The 21019-nt window shown below is 37.2% G+C and carries 8 protein-coding genes; all 8 read left to right on the plus strand.

Annotated elements, in window-relative coordinates; all coding sequences use genetic code 11:
- The first annotated feature begins 143 nt into the window (after positions 1-143).
- Positions 144-3104: a SusC/RagA family TonB-linked outer membrane protein gene (locus tag BUB08_RS18200; RefSeq protein WP_073003351.1), complete on the plus strand. Its 2961-nt coding sequence runs from the start codon at positions 144-146 to the stop codon at positions 3102-3104.
- 30 nt (positions 3105-3134) lie between these two features.
- A complete protein-coding gene (locus BUB08_RS18205; protein ID WP_073003352.1) occupies positions 3135-4730 on the plus strand; it encodes a RagB/SusD family nutrient uptake outer membrane protein in 1596 nt (531 codons plus the stop codon).
- A 164-nt stretch (positions 4731-4894) separates the two neighbouring features.
- Positions 4895-8830 (plus strand): DUF6055 domain-containing protein, encoded by a 3936-nt coding sequence (locus tag BUB08_RS18210; RefSeq protein ID WP_073003353.1) that lies wholly within the window; start codon positions 4895-4897, stop codon positions 8828-8830.
- A 22-nt stretch (positions 8831-8852) separates the two neighbouring features.
- A complete protein-coding gene (locus BUB08_RS18215) occupies positions 8853-9956 on the plus strand; it encodes a DUF4625 domain-containing protein (RefSeq protein WP_083570855.1) in 1104 nt (367 codons plus the stop codon).
- A gap of 66 nt (positions 9957-10022) precedes the next feature.
- Positions 10023-12734 carry a beta-L-arabinofuranosidase domain-containing protein gene (locus BUB08_RS18220; RefSeq protein WP_073003355.1) on the plus strand — a complete coding sequence of 904 codons (2712 nt, stop codon included), beginning with the start codon at positions 10023-10025 and terminating at the stop codon, positions 12732-12734.
- Positions 12735-12775: 41 nt separating this feature from the next.
- A complete protein-coding gene (locus BUB08_RS18225) occupies positions 12776-15637 on the plus strand; it encodes a T9SS type A sorting domain-containing protein (protein ID WP_083570856.1) in 2862 nt (953 codons plus the stop codon).
- Positions 15638-15927: 290 nt separating this feature from the next.
- Entirely contained in the window at positions 15928-18327 is a 2400-nt protein-coding gene (locus BUB08_RS18230) for a glycoside hydrolase family 127 protein (protein ID WP_073003357.1), read from the plus strand.
- A gap of 63 nt (positions 18328-18390) precedes the next feature.
- Positions 18391-21006: a T9SS type A sorting domain-containing protein gene (locus tag BUB08_RS18235; protein ID WP_139249791.1), complete on the plus strand. Its 2616-nt coding sequence runs from the start codon at positions 18391-18393 to the stop codon at positions 21004-21006.
- Positions 21007-21019 lie beyond the last annotated feature (13 nt).

Below are 21019 nucleotides of genomic sequence, written 5' to 3' on the forward strand. Positions count from 1 at the left end.
TGCGTAATTACAATTAATTACACGCCTCTTTGTAATTATACACATTTATACATGTTTTTTAGGCATATGTGATAGTTAATATTTCCTTTTATCCCCAGTTTTGACCTCAGATATATACAAATAATCTAATCAAAATTGAAAGTATGAAAAAACTTAAAACATTAAGAAGAGGTTTAAGTAAGGCTCTTAACAGCCTGTTTACAATCTCATTTTTATTAATTCTGTTATGTACTTCAACCATCGCCTTTTCTCAGGTAAACGTTGAAGGGACTATTTTAGATGAAACAGATACTCCCTTACCAGGTGTTTCTGTTTTTATTAAGGGAACCACAAATGGCACAGTGACCAGTACATCTGGGAACTTTAGTTTGAATGCAGACGAAAATGATGTTGTGATAATGTCATTTGTAGGTTATACAACAGAAGAAATTACGGTGACTCTAGGAATGCAAAAATTAGCTATCTCAATGAAACCAGATTTTATTGGTCTGGATGAGGTTGTTGCAATTGGTTATGGAACGCAGAAAAAGGGAGATGTTACCAGTTCGATTGCGAGTGTAAAAGAAAAAGATTTTACACAAGGTGTAATGAGTGATGCTGGAGGATTAATAAAAGGCAAAGTTGCCGGTTTAACAATTAATAATTCATCGGGTGCACCAGGGTCTGGTTCCGAAATTATCCTACGAGGAACTTCTTCAATATTAGGGAGCTCATCACCTTTAGTATTAGTTAATGGTATTCCAGGCGATCTAAATGTTATTGCTCCTGACGATATCGCATCTTTTGATGTTTTAAAAGATGCTTCCGCTTCGGCTATTTATGGAACAAGAGGAGCTAATGGAGTTATATTAATTACCACCAAAAAAGCCAAAGGCGATGGCAAAGCAACAATTACCTACTCAGGGTATGCATCTGTTTCGCAGTTCCAGAAGAAAGCTGATTTCCTGGATGCTTGGGACTATAAAGTTCTAGGTGGAATTGGAGAAGATTTACCATACCCAGATAGGAGACATGATACCAATTGGTTAGACGAAATAACCCGTACACCGTTTACTCAAAATCATAATATCGCACTACGAGGCGGAACTCAGAAGTTTCAGTATTCGGTAACAGCCAACTATTCTGAGGAAAATGGAATGTTTGAAAGTTCAACCAATGAAGAACAAAAGTACACGGTTGACCTAAGCCAGAAAATGTTTGATGATAAGCTAACGGTTAATTTTAATTTGATTAAAGGGTTAACAAGTGGTGTTGGCTTTAATTCTTACATATACAGACAAGCACTGATACGAAATCCAACAGAACCAATTTACGATGAAAACGGAGACTATTATGACCCCAATATTTTCCAGTATTTAAATCCGGTTGGAATGTTAAAAGAGAAAACTGAAGGTGGAGAAGGCGAATGGACATGGGTAACCGGAGGATTAACCTTAAATCCTGTTAAGGGACTTTTTCTTAAAGGAACTGCTACAACAAAAAGATGGAGTTCTCAAAATGGATATTACGAAAATTCAACATACCCAATCGCCACGCATAATGGTTATGCTTCAAGAGGGGCCTCTTACTCAAAAACAAATTTGTTGGACTTAACCTCCACATATTCAGCAAATATTGAAAAGCATAGAATTTCTGGAGTAGTAGGTTATAACTACGAGGACAATCTTTCGGAAGGATTTAATGCCAACAACGCTGGTTTTCCAACAGATGTTTATACTTATAATAATCTTGGAGAAGGAACCTTCCTGAAAGAAGGTAAGGCAGGTATGAGTAGTTATAAAAACAGCTCAAAACTAATTGCCTTTTTGGGACGTGTTAGTTATGGGTTTGATGACAGGTTTAATCTACTTGCCAGTTTACGTTACGAAGGTTCTTCAAAATTTGGGGTAAATAACAAGTGGGGAGCTTTCCCATCTGTTTCCTTGGGATGGAACTTGCACAAGGAAAGTTTTATGCAAGATGCCTCTATGGTTAATAATTTAAAATTAAGACTTGGTTATGGTGTTACTGGTATTACACCAAATTCATCATACCAATCACTTACCTTGTATAATTATTCAGGTTATTTCAATGATAATGGACGCTGGGTTCCCGGCTTAACTCCTTCAAGTAATCCAAATCCCGATTTACGCTGGGAAAGAACAACGGAATACAATTTAGGTATTGATTTCGGATTATGGGATGGAGTATTATCAGGTAGTATTGACGTGTATGACAGATTAACAGCTGATCTGCTTTATAATTATCAGGTTCCTACTCCTCCTTATTTGTTTGGAAGTCTGCTCACCAATGTTGGAGACATGTCCAATAAAGGAATTGAAGTGGCATTAAATTCAAACATTATAAACAAGACTAATTTTAAATGGACAACAAGCCTGAATTTCTCTTATAATAAAAACGAATTAACCCGCATTTCTAATGAAAAGTTTGAAGTGAAAGATAATCGATTCTTCGCCGGATACACTGGTGATCCAATTCAGAATTCAACTCATATTGTGGAAGAAGGTCAGCCCATAGGAAATATGTGGACCTGGAAAACCGTTGATATTGGCAGAAATGGAGAATGGATTATTGAAACACCAGAAGGTGAACAAAAATACATTTCGGAAGCAACAGAAGATGATAAAATGGTTCTTGGTAATGGTGTTCCAAACTACACAATGGGGTGGGTAAATAACGTTCAGTATAAAAATTTTGATTTGAACTTTGTATTTACAGGAGCATTCGATTACCAGATAATCAACTTTCAGCGTATGTTTTATGAAAATCCTACGATTACGTACAATATGTTAAGTAGTGCTTTTGATAAGGTATATGGGAAAACACGTTTGGATTATACTCAAGAGTATCTAAGTTATTATATCGAAGATGGCGACTATGTTAAATTGCAAAACGTAACATTGGGATATAACTTTAATGTTAGTTCGGTTGATTTTATTCAGTCGGCAAGAATCTATGTGGCAGGAAACAACTTGTTTACCATTACCAAATATAAGGGAATGGATCCTGAAGTAAACAGAACAGGTTTAACTCCTGGTACGGATAACAGAGATAAATATCCAACAGTTAGGACTTTCACGTTTGGTTTAAATTTTACTTTCTAGTTTTTGTAGAACAACTTAAAAATTGTAATCATGATTTTAAAACATTATAAAACACTGCTTTGCATCTTACTAATAACCATCTTCAGCTCTTGTACTGATTTATCTGAAGATGTTTACGATAGAATTATTGCTGAAGAAACAGAACTAACAGCTAAGGATTTAAATAGTATAATTGCTCCGGTATATATTTCATTAAGAAATCAGTATTTTGGCTGGCATGGTTTTTTTGATTCACAGGAGGAATGTGCCGACCTTATTGTAACCCCTGCTCGACCAGCTGGTTGGGTTGATGGGGGCGTTTATCAAAGAGAACATTTACATACATGGGATTTTAGTCAATCTCATCCTGCAAGAATTTGGTCTTCGTGTTTTTCTGGCATTAGTAATGTAAATAGGGCATTGTTTCAGTTAGAAGGGATTGAGCTTGATAATAAGGAGAGTTATATCGCAGAGCTTCGTGGTATGCGTGCACTTTTTTATTATATATTATGTGACAATATTGGTAATGTGCCTATTGAAACCAAATATGAAGTTCCAGAGGGATATTTACCAACTCAAAATACAAGGCAAGAAGTGTTTGACTTTGTCATTTCAGAAATAAACGAAATTCTTGATGTTTTGCCTCAAGGAGTGGACCAATCAACTTATGGTAGATTTACCAAGTGGACAGGGCTTATGCTTTTAGGTAAAATGTATTTGAATGCCGAGGTATATACAGGTACTGCGCAATGGGACAAATGCCTCAATGTGGTTGACGAAATAATTGAATCCGATTTGTTTAGTCTTGAAAGCAGCTACAAAAACAACTTCAAAACCAAAAACGACGGTTCTGCAGAACAGATATTTTCCATTCCATTTGATGAAATTTATGCGGGTTGGTTCCATTATCACTTAAAAACATTACATCCGGTTAGTCAGGATACATATGGGTTGGAAGCCCAACCATGGGGAGGAAGCTGTGCAATCCCTCAGTTTATAGATACTTATGACCCGGATGATTCCAGACTTAAAGATACTTGGATTGCAGGACCTCAATTAACAATTTCGGGCGAACCTTTAATGCTTTCATCGGGTGTGCAGTTAGATTATACTAAATATGTTAACAGTGTATTTGAAACAGAAGAGAATGAGGGTTACCGTTTCGGTAAATACGAAATTGCCATTGGAGCTCTTGGACAGTTAAGTAACGATGTACCGTTTTTTAGGTATGCCGATGCCTTAATGATGAAGGCAGAATGTCTGTTACGTACAGGTGATGCACATGGCGCTGCAACTATAGTTACTCAGGTACGCCAACGTAATTTTGCTTCAAATCCATCCAAAGCGATTGTAAATGGGGCTCAGCTTACCGCTGGGAGTTCATACAACTATGGAGTTAACGAAGGAGGTGTAATGATTACTGAGCAAGGAGGAGACGATATTGAATTTGGTGGCTTTTACGATGAGTTGGCATGGGAATTCGTTGGGGAACACCATCGTCGTCAAGATATGATTCGTTTTGGAACATTTACTACCAAACAGTGGTTCTCACACACTGAAAGCGATGATTTTAGGACATTGTTCCCTGTTCCAAAAACACAAATGGATAAAAACTTAAACCTGGTTCAGAACCCAGGGTATGAATAGTGATGGTTTAGTTAGTTAGATTTCAATTGAAAGAGAGGCAGTTTCTGGAATATAGGAGCCTCTCTTCTCAATTGTTTTTTTGATTAAACAATTAAACGCTCTTAGTTCTAGGTCGTTTTTACAATCCTATATGAAGTTTTGATTCTCATAAATAAACACTTAATATGTTAATATTAAATCTAATTATTGTAGTTAAGAATAAGTGTGAAGTTGTTTCTGGTCATTTCTATGCATTTATCCTTGCTTTCTTTCTTCTATTTTGTGGAATAAGTTCTACTTTATCAGGACAACAAAATATTGCAGTGAAAGCTGATGGAGTTTATACTTCACATGTTTCACCATGGGAAACGTTGGATGCAGTTAATGATGGATTCGAACCATCAGGTTCTGGTGATAAAACTCATGGAGCTTATGGAAATTGGACTGGAAATATAGGCGTATGGAATTGGGTTGAATACAATTGGGAGGACTATTATGTAATCTCTCAATCTGAGGTTTATTGGTGGACCGATGGTGGCGGAATTCAAATTCCAGATTCATCTTTTATTGAATACTGGGATGTTGCAGATAATACTTGGCTTGAAGTACCCAACCACAACGGATATAAACATCTTGAAAATGAATATAGTGTTGTTGCTTTCGATGAAATATATACGAATAAAATTAGACTTCATTGTAAAAGTAATACAGAGGCTACAGGTATACTAGAGTGGAAAGTTGTAGGAGATATGGCGGAAAAATTGCCCGGTCATGTTGATTTAGACATTAGTAATGAGTTAGCTCTTTCAACCACATCAACTGTAACTCTCAGCCTAAAGGATAATGTCGGGAATGCAGTTACAGGATATAACTTTGTATATGATGTTATCATTACCAATAGCTTGAAAAATGTTAATGAAAGTTTTCAGGTAAATGGAGTTAATTATTCTGAATCAGCAGGCAAAGTGAGATTGTTGGAAACAGATGATAATGGTAAAATATCATTTGATATTGTACTGCCTGCCTCTATCGATCCAGGTGATGGAATAAGCATTGAGCTCTTTTATAATAATGGATTGGTTAAAGCTGGATCTGAATTCTCATTTTACCAGCCTGCTATGGATAGTCCTATGATAGTTGCTGACAATACAAACAATTCAGTTGATTTTGATATTGAATTAACATTTGTGGATAACCCGGATTGGAGAAAACAAATATATGAGGTAACAATTAATAACCAGACTTTAGATACAACAGCTTATGACCTTACTAGTGGAAAAATATCGTTAAAACCATCGAGCCTAAATCCCGCTTTAACTGGAATGGGGCTAAAAACGGTAAAGATATTTGCTTATGGGTATGGAACCGTTTCTATTGAGCAACAAATTAATGCAGGTGAACTTTCAACAGAAAGAACCAAAGTGGGAACCTACTTGGTACTCACTAAGAATCAATTTACACAAATATTTTGCGAGGCAAATGACCAATATAACAATCCAATTCCGGGGCTAAAATTTTTATATGATATTGAAATTACGAATAGTAATTCAACAAGTCAGGAACAATACGTTATCAATGGGAGAACTTCTTCGGTCAACTCTTCCGCAAATCAAATGGGGGAAAGCTCTGATGAAGGGTATGCTGAGATGGATATTCAAATGCCCAGTGAAATAGATATTAATGATGGAATAGTCATAAAGGTAAAAACTGAAGAAGGCCAATTAGTTGGACAGGTTAATTATGAAGCTAGTAGTTCTGAAAAAAGCGTGTATGTGCAACGTGCAGTAAGAAATCATCCCGATTTTAGCTGGGAAAGAACTGCCCAATCTGAAAACTTTATTTTGTATTGGGGGTCTAAAATAGAGGGCGATCCGATTAGCGAGAGTAACGGTAATCTGAAGTTTGATCCTGTTGTTATATTAAATGCATTGGAAACTGTTATGTCCTATTGGACAGATAGCATCAATTTTATTGATAACCCAGATGAAGGAAATATGGCTAAGTACAAATTCGAAGCTGTACTAAATGAAACTTGGTCCAGTGGATTTGGAGGTTGGGCTTTTGGTGGTTCTGCAGATGACGTGATAGGTAGTATGTGGATTCATCCGCAAGCAGCTTCAGGCGGTGTTGGTGCTCTTGCTCATGAATTTGGACATATGTGTCAGGCAATGATACTAATTCAAAACCCGGGATATGGGCTTAAAACACCTTGGGCTGGATTCTTTTGGGAATCTCATACCTGCTTTATGGATTGGTTTTATAAAGACTATGGTTTTGATATTGGAATGTCAAGATACATCATGACATCTTCCATGCAATATAGTACAACACGAAGACATTATCAGAATGTATTATTCCTTCAGTATTTATATGATAAATATGGACTGCAGACTATAAATGACATATGGAAAAATGCAAATCCAGAAATGAGTCACCCTCTTACATCATTGCGCGATTCTGTTTTAGGATATACTCAATCAGACTTAAACGATGATTTTGGACATCATGCCATGCGCAATGTCACATGGGATTATTCGAACAAAGATCTATTTGAAAAATATGTAAACAAAGTTGACCAATCAACTATAAACCGTAGATATACGATTCTTGAAAGAATCAAGAATATGGACGATTGGTATATTGTACCAAGGGAAATGGCTCCTGCCGATTATGGTTTTAATATTATACCATTTTATCCTGATAGCTCAGTTTCTCAGATAAGCATCGATTTTTACGGATATGAAAATGAACCTGCTGGTGGTGCCGGATGGAGATATGGGATTGTTGAAGTAGATAATAGTGGAACTCCAACATATGGTGAATTGCAGAAATCTAAAGAGGGAACTTTAACGTATTCAGTAGCAAATACTGATAATGAATTCTATTTTGTTGTATCTGGAGCACCAGCGGAACATCATAACTATTTTTGGGAACCTGGGTTTCCAAAGATTTATAGATATCCTTATAAAGTACGATTTAATGGGGCTAAGCCTGCAGGGCATAAGGTCGGTTACAATCGTAGAATTGAAGAGAACTCTGGGACCACCCATGTTAATGGAGGAGGTTGGGTAGCATCAACAGCAAATGTTGAATCTTCTGTTTATGTTGGCCCAAATGCACAAGTACTGGGAAATGCTTTGGTACGTGGTAATGTGAGGATTGAAGATTATGCCATTGTTAAAGATGATGCCCAGGTTAGTGGTAATGCTATTATAAAGGATTGGGCTCTTGTGGGGAAAAATGCAGTTGTTAAAGATAATGTAATTGTTGAAAAACGCTCAAGGGTATATACAAACTGTGAAATAAGCGAAAACGCTCTGGTAACTGGAAGTGCCATCGTGTATTATGGAAGTAAAGTAAAAGGAGATGCTGTTGCGAAAGATTTAGCATTTCTTTTTAATCTCACTCTTTCGGGGACAGCTGTGCTTGGTGGAGATGGAGAGGAGTTCCAAACCGTCTCAGAGGGCATTTATCTGCAGGTACAAAATGCTGCAGGTGCGAACAGAAATGGAGTCGATGGACTAGATTTTCATCTGTCTAATGTTGATATAAATCCAACTATTTCCGATTACTTCTGTCCTAACGGAGATTACCCGACTGGGTCGTTTAATTTGAAAGCCGAGAATATTCAGGATAAAAGTGTGGCCCTAAAGTGGGATACGCCCGAAAGTAAATATGGAATTAAAAAGTATTATGTTCTTCAAGAAGATAACGTTAAAGAAATAACCACATCAAATGCGGTTAGCTTTTCTAATCTAATCTCAAATTACAATTATACTTTCAGGGTAGTTGGAATTGATAGTCTAGGAAATTATACACCATATAGTAATTCTGTAACCTTTCAAACGCTTGTTACTTCAATATCTTCTGAAATTCAAGAGCACGATAATTTTAAAATAAGCAATTTATATCCGCAACAACGCATTTGTGTTATTGCTCCAGATATTAATAGAAAGAACATTTTAGAGATATATACAATCTCTGGTCAGTTGGTTTATAAAAAATCATTTGTTGCTGAAACATCTGTTAATCATTCGGCAATTGGCGGAAGTGGAATATATCTAGTTAAAGTAAATAATGGAGAAATAAGAGAAAACAGTAAAGTTTATTTGAATAACTAATATCTAAAAAAAAAGAAAAATTATGAAAAATCTTAGAACTTATTTGTTAGCATTAGTAGTAATATTGGGCATTGCTATTGTATCCTGTACCGAAGAGAAGGTAGAGTATATTGATTTAATGCCCCCGGAGATAACAACTACGTCTCCTGGAGCAAATGCCAGCATATTGCTGGGTGAACCATTAGAGATTAAAAGTCAGTTTGTTGATAATGATTTCCTTTCATCTTATGGAATAAGTGTATCAGGAACAGAGGGGCAGTCGTGGTCTTACTCGACTACAGAGAACTTTGAATCTGACAAATATGATGTAACTGTTGAATTAACCATTGAAACTCCTGGTGAAGACGATGTTGCAAGTGCTGGAGTTTATGAGTTGATTGTTTGGGCTGTTGATCTGCAGGGGAATGCTGACTCCTCAATTACCAGTTTTACGCTTGCAGAATTACCACCTCCTGCCTTTACCGATGACTTTAGCACAGCTATTGATTTCACTACCGATGACTTGAGCAATACCATATGGGATGGTTTTTTAATTAATTCAGGAGTGGGTGTTCCACAAAACGCTGTATTGATGATGGCTAATACTACCGAGAATGAGGGTGCTCTTACAGTTGTGACCAATGAAACTGGTTGGGAAAATGGTCACGACGATGGCTTTGTTTTGTATAAAAATGTTCCTGGGGGAACAGATTTTGAAGTTTCAGTGCAAATGGTAGGTGGAGACTTCGCTTCGCTAGGTGGTGGAATCGTAAATTATCTAACAGCTGGAGTAATAATTAAGCCTACAGCATCCACTGATTATTGGGTCGGAGCTAATGCTTTCGATCGTCCAGAATGGGCTGTTGTTGTTGGAATGAGAGATATTTATGATGGAAATCAAGAGGATACTTGGTCAGGGGAGAATAAAACTGCACTTAGTGAAACACCATGGCTTAAACTGGTGAAAATTGGCAAAGTTGTTACGGCATATATTTCTGTTGATGGTGTTATTTGGTTAGAAATGGGCACAACTGAGCATGATGAGTATGCTGTAGATGATTTACAGGTTGGTCTTTCTCATGCAACTTTTACCGGAGAAACAGGTGCAGCAGTATATGACAACTTCAATTTAACTTATTTGAATTAATACTTAATATCTTTTTTGAAGGAGGGGTAATTACCCCTCCTTTTTCAAGAACTAAAATAGTGTCGAGTGAACCTAAAACTGATTAAACCGCCAATTGCTGTCCTTTATCTATTACTTATTGGACTAAGCGCACATGCACAATATTCGGCATATCCTTTGCAACCTGTCCCATTCACAGAAGTTAAGTTTACCGACCAATTTTGGTATCCAAAGTTGGAAACAATTAATCGTATTACCATTCCTTTTGCTTTTTCGCAAACCAAGGAAAGAATGTTAAACTTTAAAGAGGCAGCAGAACTTACTGAAGAATCAGTTATAGCATTTAATGGTAGCTGGCAAGTCGGTAATGATGGCAAGGTGAACTCTTTGTATCCCTTCGACGATTCTGATATGTTTAAAATAATTGAAGCGGCAAGTTACTCGTTACAACAGTTTCCCAACAATGAATTAGAAGAGTATCTTGACTCAATTATTACCGTTGTAGGTAAGGCACAAGAAGAAGATGGGTATTTGTATACATTTAGAACCATTGCAAATAAATACAACAGCCCATTACATGAGTGGCTTGGAAATAATCGTTGGCAACATGTAGAAGAATTAAGCCATGAGTTATATAATTTGGGGCATTTATTTGAAGCTGCAGTTGGACATCATGAAGCTACAGGCAAAACAAACTTACTTAATATCGCAGTTAAAGCAGCCGATTTATTGTATGATACTTTTGGGTGGGGTAAATTGGAAAAATATCCGGGACACCAGGAAGTTGAAAAAGGATTAATAAGACTATCACTTTGTGTTAATGACGCAAGGTATTTGGAGTTAGCAAAGTTCTTTCTTGATGCAAGAGGTGGCGGACCCGAATATTGTCAGGCACATAAACCGGTTACCCAACAAACAAAAGCTGTTGGGCATTCGGTTCGTGCAACCTATATGTATATAGCTATGGCAGATATTGCGGCACTTACTGGCCAGTATGATTATCAGCATGCCATCGATGAAATTTGGAAAGACATAGTAGAAAAGAAAATTTATATAACCGGAGGAATAGGTGCTTCCGGAGGTAACGAAGGATTTAATGAACCATATCATTTACCTAATTCAAGTGCTTACTGCGAAACATGTGCATCTATTGGAAATATCTATTTTAATCACCGAATGTTTTTGCGGCACAAGGAGAGTAAATACATTGACGTACTTGAGCAATCGCTTTACAACGGCATGCTGTCAGGCATTTCATTAAGTGGTGACCGTTTTTTTTATCCAAATCCGCTTGAAACAAATGGTGCTGACCGGCACAAATGGTTTGGTTGTTCCTGTTGCCCAACAAATATTGCTCGAATGATTCCATCTATACCCGGTTATATGTATGCCCATAATAAGGATACCTTATACGTGAATTTATTTGCTCAAAGCGAAGCCAGTTTACAGTTTGGGAATACGAATGTTAACATTGTGCAGAAAAGCGCATATCCGTGGGATGGAGATATTAAGTTGATTCTGAACCCAGAAGTATCTTCGGAATTTACATTGATGATTCGCATTCCGGGATGGGCAAGAAATCAAGTTTTTGAGGGAGATTTATATTCTTTTCATGAAAAGTACGATACTCAAACTCATATTAATGGGGAAAGTGTTGGGAACAAGTTGATAGATGGTTATTTCCCAATAACACGAAATTGGAGTGAAGGTGATGAGGTTAATATTCACTTTGAAATGCCGGTTCGAAAGATTATATCTAAAGAGCAGGTGGTAGGTAATCATGAAAGATTTACTATTCAACGAGGACCAATTGTTTATTGTGCTGAAGGAGTTGATAATGAAATTACAAATGTTTTAACTCAAAAATATGAGTTAGATGCTCATACAGAAGCTTCGTTTTCGGAAGAATTGCTTGGTGGGGTGGAGGTAATTGAGATTGAACCACGTGATTATGAAAATATAGATAATAGCATAAAACTGATTCCCTACTTTGCTCGTAGCAACAGGCAAACATGTCCAATGCAGGTCTGGTTGTCGTATCAACAACCTCGAGAAATGCCGGATTCATTAATAATTGTTGACGAGAGTAAAGGGGACTACGCTACTTCCAACCATGTTTCTCCATGGGAGAGTCTTGCGGCTATATATGACATTTATGGAGCAGCACCTGTTTCATCTTCCGACAAAGGTTCAAGTGCCTTTGGAAACTGGAACTGGGGAGAGTCTGTTGGTAAATGGAATTGGGTGCAATATAATTTTCATAAAGTTTATCGGATAAGTACATCACAGGTATATTGGTGGGACGATAATGCAGGAATTACCTTGCCCGATTCTACATTTCTTTCTTATTGGGATGAGAACGAGAGTTTGTTTGTTCCAATAGATAAAACTTTTAGCACACAGGAACAGGGCACTATCAAGTGGGATATCTTTAATACAATCTCATTCGAGCCTGTAACGACAAATAAAATACGTCTTAATTTTTATGGAAACCAAAAAGCTCAGGGAATACTTGAGTGGCACGTATATACTCCATCTCTTATTAGTTCTCTTGCAAACGATATGGTTCAAACAAGTTCTCTTTTCAATGTTATCAGACAAGGCAATATCATACAACTGAGGGTTTTAAATGAAAAAGAGACCTTCGTTCAAATTTATAATCTTTCAGGACATTTATTATTTCAGAACAATATTCATCAAGAGCTTAATTATCATTTAAGCGAGCGACTCCCTAACGGTGTGCTGTTAATAAGGGCATCACAAGGGTATCAAGTTGATGTTAAAAAAGTAGTTTTTTAATAAAAAACAGATTTAAAGTAATAACAGCTAAAAATAGAATCATGACAAGTATTAGTAGTATAAAATATGGATTAATTATCTTCCTATTGACTTTCTCGTGTGCAATATTTGCTCAAAACACTGAAACCGATATAACTTTTTTTGTAGGCTCCGATATTCATTATAAAGGGAATAATGGCAGTGAAAGAATATCCGCACAACTTACAATCGATGATATGAACACATTGCCAGGCGTATCCTATCCGGCAACTATTGGAGGTAATGTTGCTTCACCTGTTTTTGTAGCTTTTTGTGGTGATGAGACAGATAAAGGTATAGAGGTGGAAATAGCAGAGTTTCAGGAAGACCTGGGTTTTAAAGGAGAAGGTCGTTTGAATTACCCTGTTTATGAAGGATTTGGGAACCATGATAGTTGGGGTGTTGATAATAATGCTTTTCGAGATTACGTGGCAGAACGTAATCTTACTCGTGACCATGTAGTTGAAATATCAGAAAATGGTTTGCATTATGGCTGGGAAATAGCTGGAATTCACTTCGTTCAGTTAAATTTGTATGCCGGTAACGCTGGTGATGATGATAACTTTAATAATATTGGTAATAAACCCTATTATTCACTTGATTTTTTAGAGCAGTACCTTGAAAAACATATAGGCTTAAGTGGCACTCCTGTAATCATTTTTCAACATTACGGATGGGATGACTTTAGTATGAATGCATGGGGTAACGGTGGTTGGTGGAGCCAGTCCGAGCGCGATGCCTATTATGAAGTTATTAAGGATTACAATATTGCAGGTATCTTTTGGGGGCACTCACATGCCACGAAAATAGATAAATGGAATGGCATTGATATATATAATGATGGCGCCATGCAAGATGCAAATGACGCTGGAGAATACATGGTGGTTAAAATTTCCGGCGACCAGATGTCGGTTGCTGTGCGCGATGCTGATGGTAATGGAAAATGGGGAGAAACTTCGGTAAAAACGATTAAGAGACCAAATCCCAATGGAGTTACTTTTTTTGCTGCATCAGATATTCATTATGGTTATACTCATGCAACTATCTATAATGCTGCTAATGTCGATTCAATGAACGCTTTGCCAGGAAAGAGTTTTCCTGAAGTGCTGGGCGGAAAAGTAGATGAGCCTCGCGGAGTAATTATTGCAGGGGATGCAACGGTTTCAGATTTGACAACTGAATTAGAGGCTTATACTACTGATTGGGGCGTAAATAAAGAAGGACGATTAAACTATCCGGTATATGATACCTGGGGTAACCATGACGGTTCAAATGTACGTAACTTAATAAAGAGTAGAAATAAGGAGCGGGCTTCAGAAGTTAACTTATCCGAAAACGAATTACATTATTCATTTGATTGGGATAATATTCATTTTGTGACAGTAGGAATTTTTCCAGGAAACGAACCTTCGGCCGGGGTGTTTAACTATAATCCTTATAACAGCCTGGATTTTTTGAAATATGACTTAGAAAATAATGTTGGTAAAACAGGAGAACCTGTTGTTATTTACCAGCATTTTGGCTTTGGGAGTCATAGCCTCGAACCTGATAATTGGTGGACAGAAGATGAGGCAGATGCTTACTATAATGTGATAAAAGATTATAATATTATTGCCATTATTCATGGACATGAGCATGAACAGTTCTTTGGAAAATGGAATGGAATTGACATTATTAATCTGCCGCATTACGATGATGTTAAAGAAACAGGTTTTTGTGCGATTAATATAACGGGAACAGAATTAAAGGCAGCCATGTACAATACCAAAAGCGGCTGGATGGAAACATTTCAAAAGGATATTACTTTAGGGAGTGTAAATTGGAACATAAGACCTTCGGCTAGTATTGCTTTACCTCAAAACATGAGTTATTTCGACGAACTGGGACCCGTAGAGCTGGCAGCAAATGCAGAGGATGAAGATGGGAGTGTTGTTTCTGTTGAGTTTTTTGTTAATGGTGTTTCTGTTGGAACATTAGAAAGCAAACCCTTTTCAATTAGTTATGAAATAAAGGAGAGTGGTTATTTCGACTTTTATATTGAAGCTACTGATGATTTGGGTGGAATGACTAAATCAGATACCTATACTTTTGCAGTTGGCAAAGATATAAATCTGGCACCCTTGGCAAGTGAGTTAACGACTTCGCACGTTTCTCCTTGGGAAAAACTTGAAGCAATCAATAATAGATATAACCCAAATTCTTCAACAGACAAAAATGGATCTGCTTATGGAAACTGGGATGGAGCAGGAAAGTATGATACCTGGAACTGGGTGCAATATGATTTTCCTTGGGAAATTACTCTAGGGAGTTCTGAAGTATATTGGTGGACAGATAATGGAGGTATAGCTATTCCGTATAACAGTTACCTGGAATATTGGAATGAAGAAAAAGGTAGTTGGGAAGAGTGTCCTAATCCAATAATTAATGGAGAAGAGGTGCCTAATAGCTCGTATGGTTTGGATAATGTTACTGCCACAAATAACTCTCCTGCAAAAGGATGTAAAAGTAATCAATATAACGTTACAGTATTTGGAGAGACTATCACAACAACAAAAGTTAGGTTGCATTTTATTTCATACAGAGCACAAGGTATCTTGGAATGGAAGATTTACCAAGGGCAGGATGCCCCAACTGGAATTGAGCAAATGGAAACGGGTAAATTGATGGTTTATCCAAATCCTTCATCAGATATGTTTCACATTTATACTAATATGAATGATAATTGTGAGTTAACTGTTTTCGATATGTATGGTAAGCTGGTTTGTCAGCATGATTTTGATAGTGAATATATTCTATATTCAAAAGAACTACCATCTAGAGGTACATATATTATTCAGGTAGTGAATGGCAAGAAGAAGGCACACTCTAAAATTATTCTGAAATAGAATGGTTTATTTCCTAATAACAAACAATGGATGAGAGAATAGACCTTGATCAGTAAACTTATCGCATCATTGATTATCTTATATTAGATGGAGAATAATAATCACTCTTCACTTATTGTTTTAATCAATACTCTTTTATTAAAACATGCTGGTGGACACACTGATGGTGGTAAGAATACCCTTATATACAATTAAAAACATATGTGAAAACTGTTTGCACATAAGTAGATGCAAAATATTTCTTTTCTAAGTTCATTTACACAATCAAAATCGAATTAACAAATACAGAAATGAAACTTATTCTTACAATTCTATTGGGTGCATTTACTTTTAATTTAAATGCACAACACAAGAATATCTCCACTTATCCAATAAATCCGGTTCCTTTTACATCTGTAAAAGTAACTGACTCTTTTTGGGGACAACGTTTAAAAGCCAGCCGTGAGGTCACCATTCCCTTAGCATTTAGTAAATGCGAAGAAACGGGGCGCTATGATAATTTTATAATGGCCGCAAATCCAAGTGATACCAATAGGGTTGTAGGCTTAGCATTCGATGATACAGATGTATATAAGACTATTGAAGGTGCTAGTTATGTAATGCAAACCTGTCCAAATCCTGAATTGGATAATTATATAGACAGTGTTTTGCATGTTGTAGCAGCGGCACAGGAGGAAGATGGTTACTTGTATACCTCACGTACTATGAATCCTAAGCATCCTCATAAGTGGGCAGGTACTAAACGATGGGAAAAGGTGGAAGACCTAAGTCATGAACTTTATAACCTGGGACATATGATTGAAGGTGCTGTAGCACATTACCAATCTACCGGAAAGAAAACGTTTCTTGAAATTGCTGAAAAATATGCTGATTGTGCAATACGAGAAATTGGTACAGGAAACAATCAGGTAACAGTTGTACCGGGTCATCAGATTGCTGAAATGGCTATGGCGCGATTGTATGTTGTAACAGGTAAAAAAGAGTACCTAGATTTTGCCAAATATATGTTGGATATGAGAGGAAAGACTACTATAACAGCAGAGTATAGTCAGTCGCATAAACCTGTTCTGGAACAGGATGAAGCAGTGGGACATGCAGTACGTGCAGGATATATGTATTCGGGAATGGCTGATGTGGCCGCATTAACAGGAGACACCTCCTATATTCATGCAATTGATAGGATTTGGGAAAATATTGTTGGCAAGAAATTATATATTACTGGTGGAATTGGTGCCACAAGTCATGGTGAAGCTTTTGGCGAGAATTATGAACTGCCAAATATGTCAGCTTATTGTGAAACCTGTGCTGCCATTGGTAATGTCTACTTAAATTATCGTTTGTTTCTGCTACATGGTGAATCTAAATATTATGATGTATTGGAACGGACGCTATATAACGGTTTAATTAGTGGTGTTTCTCTTGAGGGTGATGGCTTTTTCTACCCTAATCCATTGGAATCAATAGGCCAACACGAACGTCAGCCATGGTTTGGATGTGCATGTTGTCCATCAAATGTAAGTCGGTTTATACCTTCTGTGCCTGGCTATATTTATGCTGTAGAAGATGATAATATTTTTGTAAACCTATTTATGTCGAGCGATTCAGAAATAGAAGTTGATGGGAAAGAAATTCAATTAATTCAAAAAACAAACTACCCTTGGACAGGAGATGTAAAAATTGAGGTAAATCCAAAGAAAAACCAAAACTTCAATATAAAAATAAGAGTACCAGGCTGGGTGCTGGGGGATGTTGTTCCAAGTGATTTGTACAAATTTGCGGATAAGAAAAAACTGAACTATTCAGTAAAAGTAAATGGTCAAAAGGTTGACAGCGATTTAGAAAAGGGCTACTTCACCATTAATCGAAAATGGGAAAAAGGCGATAATGTAGAAATTCATTTTGATATGGAGCCTCGTATTGTTAAGGCACACCCATTAGTTGAAGCCGATGCCGGAAGACTTTCGGTTGAAAGAGGACCGGTGGTTTATTGTGCCGAGTGGCCCGATAACGATTTTAGCGTGCTTTCGGCAATAATGCCACTAAAACCAAAATTTAAGGTGGAGTATAATGCCGACTTGCTTTATGGTTTGAATACGATTAGCACCGAAAGTCAGTTACTTGCATACAACAAAGAAGGCAAAATTGAAGTAACAGATGTTATACTCAAAATGATACCTTACTACGCATGGGCACACCGTGGAAGTGGTGAAATGTCGGTTTGGCTGGCCAATGATTTAAGTGTAATTCGTCCGTTAAAAGAGCCAACAATTGCTTCCGAAAGCAAAATCGATGCCTCGCATAATGTAAGATCGATTAGTGCTATTAACGACAGACTGGTACCTAAAGATGCACATGACCGTAGCGTACCGTATTACCATTGGTGGCCCAAAAAGAATTCAACCGAATGGATTTCATACGAGTTTTCTGAAAAGCAGACCATAAGTTCTACAAGTATTACATGGTTTGATGATGCGCCATGGGGAGGATGCCGCGTACCGCAAAGCTGGAAGCTGTTTTATAAAGATTCTACTGGTAATTGGATTCCTGTTAAAAATGTAGGTGTATATTCTATTTTAAAAGGCGTCTCAAATACTGTTTCTTTTACTCCCATAGAAACAAATGCAGTAAGGTTGGAGGTTGTTCTGGCTGAAGATAATTCTGCTGGGCTATTTGAATGGTCCATAGAGTAGAAGAATATCTTCTGCAACAGCTTTAATTCTAAAACATGATTAATTTAACTTAAAATGAGAATAATGAAAAAGTTTTTATTTGTGGGGGTATTACTATTAGGGGCTTTTGCTCTTAAAGCAAATAATTTATCAAGATCTAATGTGCAGGAAGAAACTGCAGATAGTGCCAATATTGCGCTTATCGCAACACCAAGTACTTCTTTTGTCTCTGGCTGGGAAAACCTGAATGCAGTAAATGATGGTTTTTCACCATCTCATTCAGGAGATAAATCGAATACAGCATATGGAAACTGGAACAATCCAAATTCATATCAGTGGGTTCAGTATAATTGGGACCAGAAATATATTGCTAAATCAGTTGAGATATACTGGTTTGATGATAATGGAGGTGTGTTAACCCCTGAAGAAGCCTTCATTGAAAACTATAATGAAGAGACGTCTGAATGGGTTCGAATTGTGGATGTTCCTTTGGAGAAAGATAAATTTAACTACGCATCCTTAGGGGATATAACAACCAGTACACTTAGGGTTACTATGTTTAATTCGCAACAGTCCACTGGTATTTTAGAGTTTAGAGTATGGGGCACTACTTTGAATGGAGGTACAGATGTAAGTGTTCCCTCAAAACCGGGGACGCCGAAGATTGTAAATAAATCGGGAAATAGTATTATGGCAACATGGGAACCATCAGAGGATGATGCTCGAGTTGCTGGATATAATATTTATGTGAATGACTCTATCATTAAAGAGGTTACCACAGAGTCAGTAGTTATTGACGGATTGCCAGATAACTTCCATTTTATGTTGGCAACTCAAGCTATTGATGGTGGAGGAAACCTGTCAGAAATGAGTAATGGTATCTGGATTTTCATGGGGGATGAAGAAAGTGCAGCCCATTCATATAATTGGCCAACATACACACCTACACTCAATTATAACTTTAAAGATGAATTTCCATCTTTAGAAATGCCAACAGAAGATTTGGATGATTGTGAGCAAGTTGTGGGTACTCAATCTGATGGATGGTGGACCTTTAAATGGGGACCTAATAAAAGGTCTCTCGTAACCGAAGCAGCAATTACTCCAATGCTTGAAAGGTTTAATGAGGACTTTGCGTTTTTTCGCGACACGATGGGATGGCCTCCTGACAAGAGGGCAAAAGATGGCTTCAGAAGTGCCATATATCTTTATGGATCCGGTTTGACATGCATCGATAATGCTGACAGTACTGATTTAGGAGGTTGGCAGAGTGCTGTAGGTCAATATGCCTGTGTACTTGCATCTTATTATCCAGTTTACTCTTTCGATCCCTCATGCCCATATAATGATAGAGAAGGTCAAATGGGAGCTATGATTCATGAAGGTATTCATGCCGTTTTGGCCGACCTACCTGGATGTAAGAAAGCAGGTTGGTTTCATGAGGGAGGCAATACTTGGTTGCAACAAGAAGCTTATGCAATGCAAAGCAAAAATTACGACAATATGGGATTTTTAAATGCAGGAACATTCGTTGCACCATTTATGCCCATTGAATGCTACAGCGGATGGCTTCAAGATGGAACATTTGGAGGCCCTAGTGCCGAAGGAGTAAATCGTTTTGAAGGAGGCACCCAAGTAAGTACATGGCGTAATCTTCTAGGTGGGAATCAATATGGAAATGCTTTTCCTGTTTTCCTCGGGCAAACACTAGGTAAAGGGAGTGTTGCCTGGATTTGGAGAAATTGTCAGGGACGTGTTCTTGAGGGAATGAAGGAAGGAATCGGAGACATGCAGATGCGCAGACTTATTATGGAGTATAGAGCTAAACAAGCTCTAGTTGATATGCAAGAATGGAACGGAGCTGTGAAAAAATTATTAGATGGTAGTTTTGGAGGGAATATAGTGCCAGAAGGCTCTCCTGTTTGGATAAATAGTAGTTCATGGAAGGCGAGTCCATATGTAAAGACTTGGATGCTTGATACAGAGAATAAAATATTAACACCAGAACCAAGAACAACACCAGGATGGTCGGGAGCTAATCAGATTCCTTTAAACGTTTTTGGAGATGAGGTTGTTGTAAATTTTATACCAATGGGTGAAAACATGACATGTCAACTTTGTTATAGAGCTGCTGATGGTACTCCTGTATATAGCTATCCTGTTTCTGAGGGTGAGTGCAGGTTAAACCTAGAGAAGCAACCTGCAAACGGAGTTGTTATTGCTGTAATCTGTAATACCGATTATGTTTATAAAGGAGAAGAAACCAGAAAAGCTCATTATGACTATCGATTACAGTTGGTTGAAGGAGTTTCAGACAAAGCGAGTATTTATAAAAAGTGGTACGATTATAACTCAGAGATAGAGGATGTTACAGATCCTGAAGAGCCGTTTCCTACAGAAGGGGCAACCATTTACGATGAGGTAACAGCTATTAATCCAATTGTAGAAAAAACCTTTAGCTCTTCAGTTTATCCTAATCCACTTTCAAATAGCGATGTACTTAATATTAAATTTGGGGATGCCACGCATGAAAAAGAAATTCGAATCCTAGATGCAAAAGGTACAATTCTTTACGTTCAGAAAGGAATTAGAAGCCTCAATTTTAGAATCCCGATTGAAGGAAGATTAAGTGGTGGAATATACTTTATGAATGTTCAAGATGAAAACACCAACGATACTCATAAAATAATAATTAAATAATAAATTATAATTG

This window comes from Mariniphaga anaerophila (assembly GCF_900129025.1).
Classification (GTDB): domain Bacteria; phylum Bacteroidota; class Bacteroidia; order Bacteroidales; family Prolixibacteraceae; genus Mariniphaga; species Mariniphaga anaerophila.

Bases quoted from the DNA above. Each gene is read 5' to 3' on its own strand.
- BUB08_RS18200 (WP_073003351.1), top strand. From the start codon at position 144: ATGAAAAAACTTAAAACATTAAGAAGAGGTTTAAGTAAGGCTCTTAAC.
- BUB08_RS18205 (WP_073003352.1), top strand. From the start codon at position 3,135: ATGATTTTAAAACATTATAAAACACTGCTTTGCATCTTACTAATAACC.
- BUB08_RS18210 (WP_073003353.1), top strand. From the start codon at position 4,895: ATGTTAATATTAAATCTAATTATTGTAGTTAAGAATAAGTGTGAAGTT.
- BUB08_RS18215 (WP_083570855.1), top strand. From the start codon at position 8,853: ATGAAAAATCTTAGAACTTATTTGTTAGCATTAGTAGTAATATTGGGC.
- BUB08_RS18225 (WP_083570856.1), top strand. From the start codon at position 12,776: ATGACAAGTATTAGTAGTATAAAATATGGATTAATTATCTTCCTATTG.
- BUB08_RS18230 (WP_073003357.1), top strand. From the start codon at position 15,928: ATGAAACTTATTCTTACAATTCTATTGGGTGCATTTACTTTTAATTTA.
- BUB08_RS18235 (WP_139249791.1), top strand. From the start codon at position 18,391: ATGAAAAAGTTTTTATTTGTGGGGGTATTACTATTAGGGGCTTTTGCT.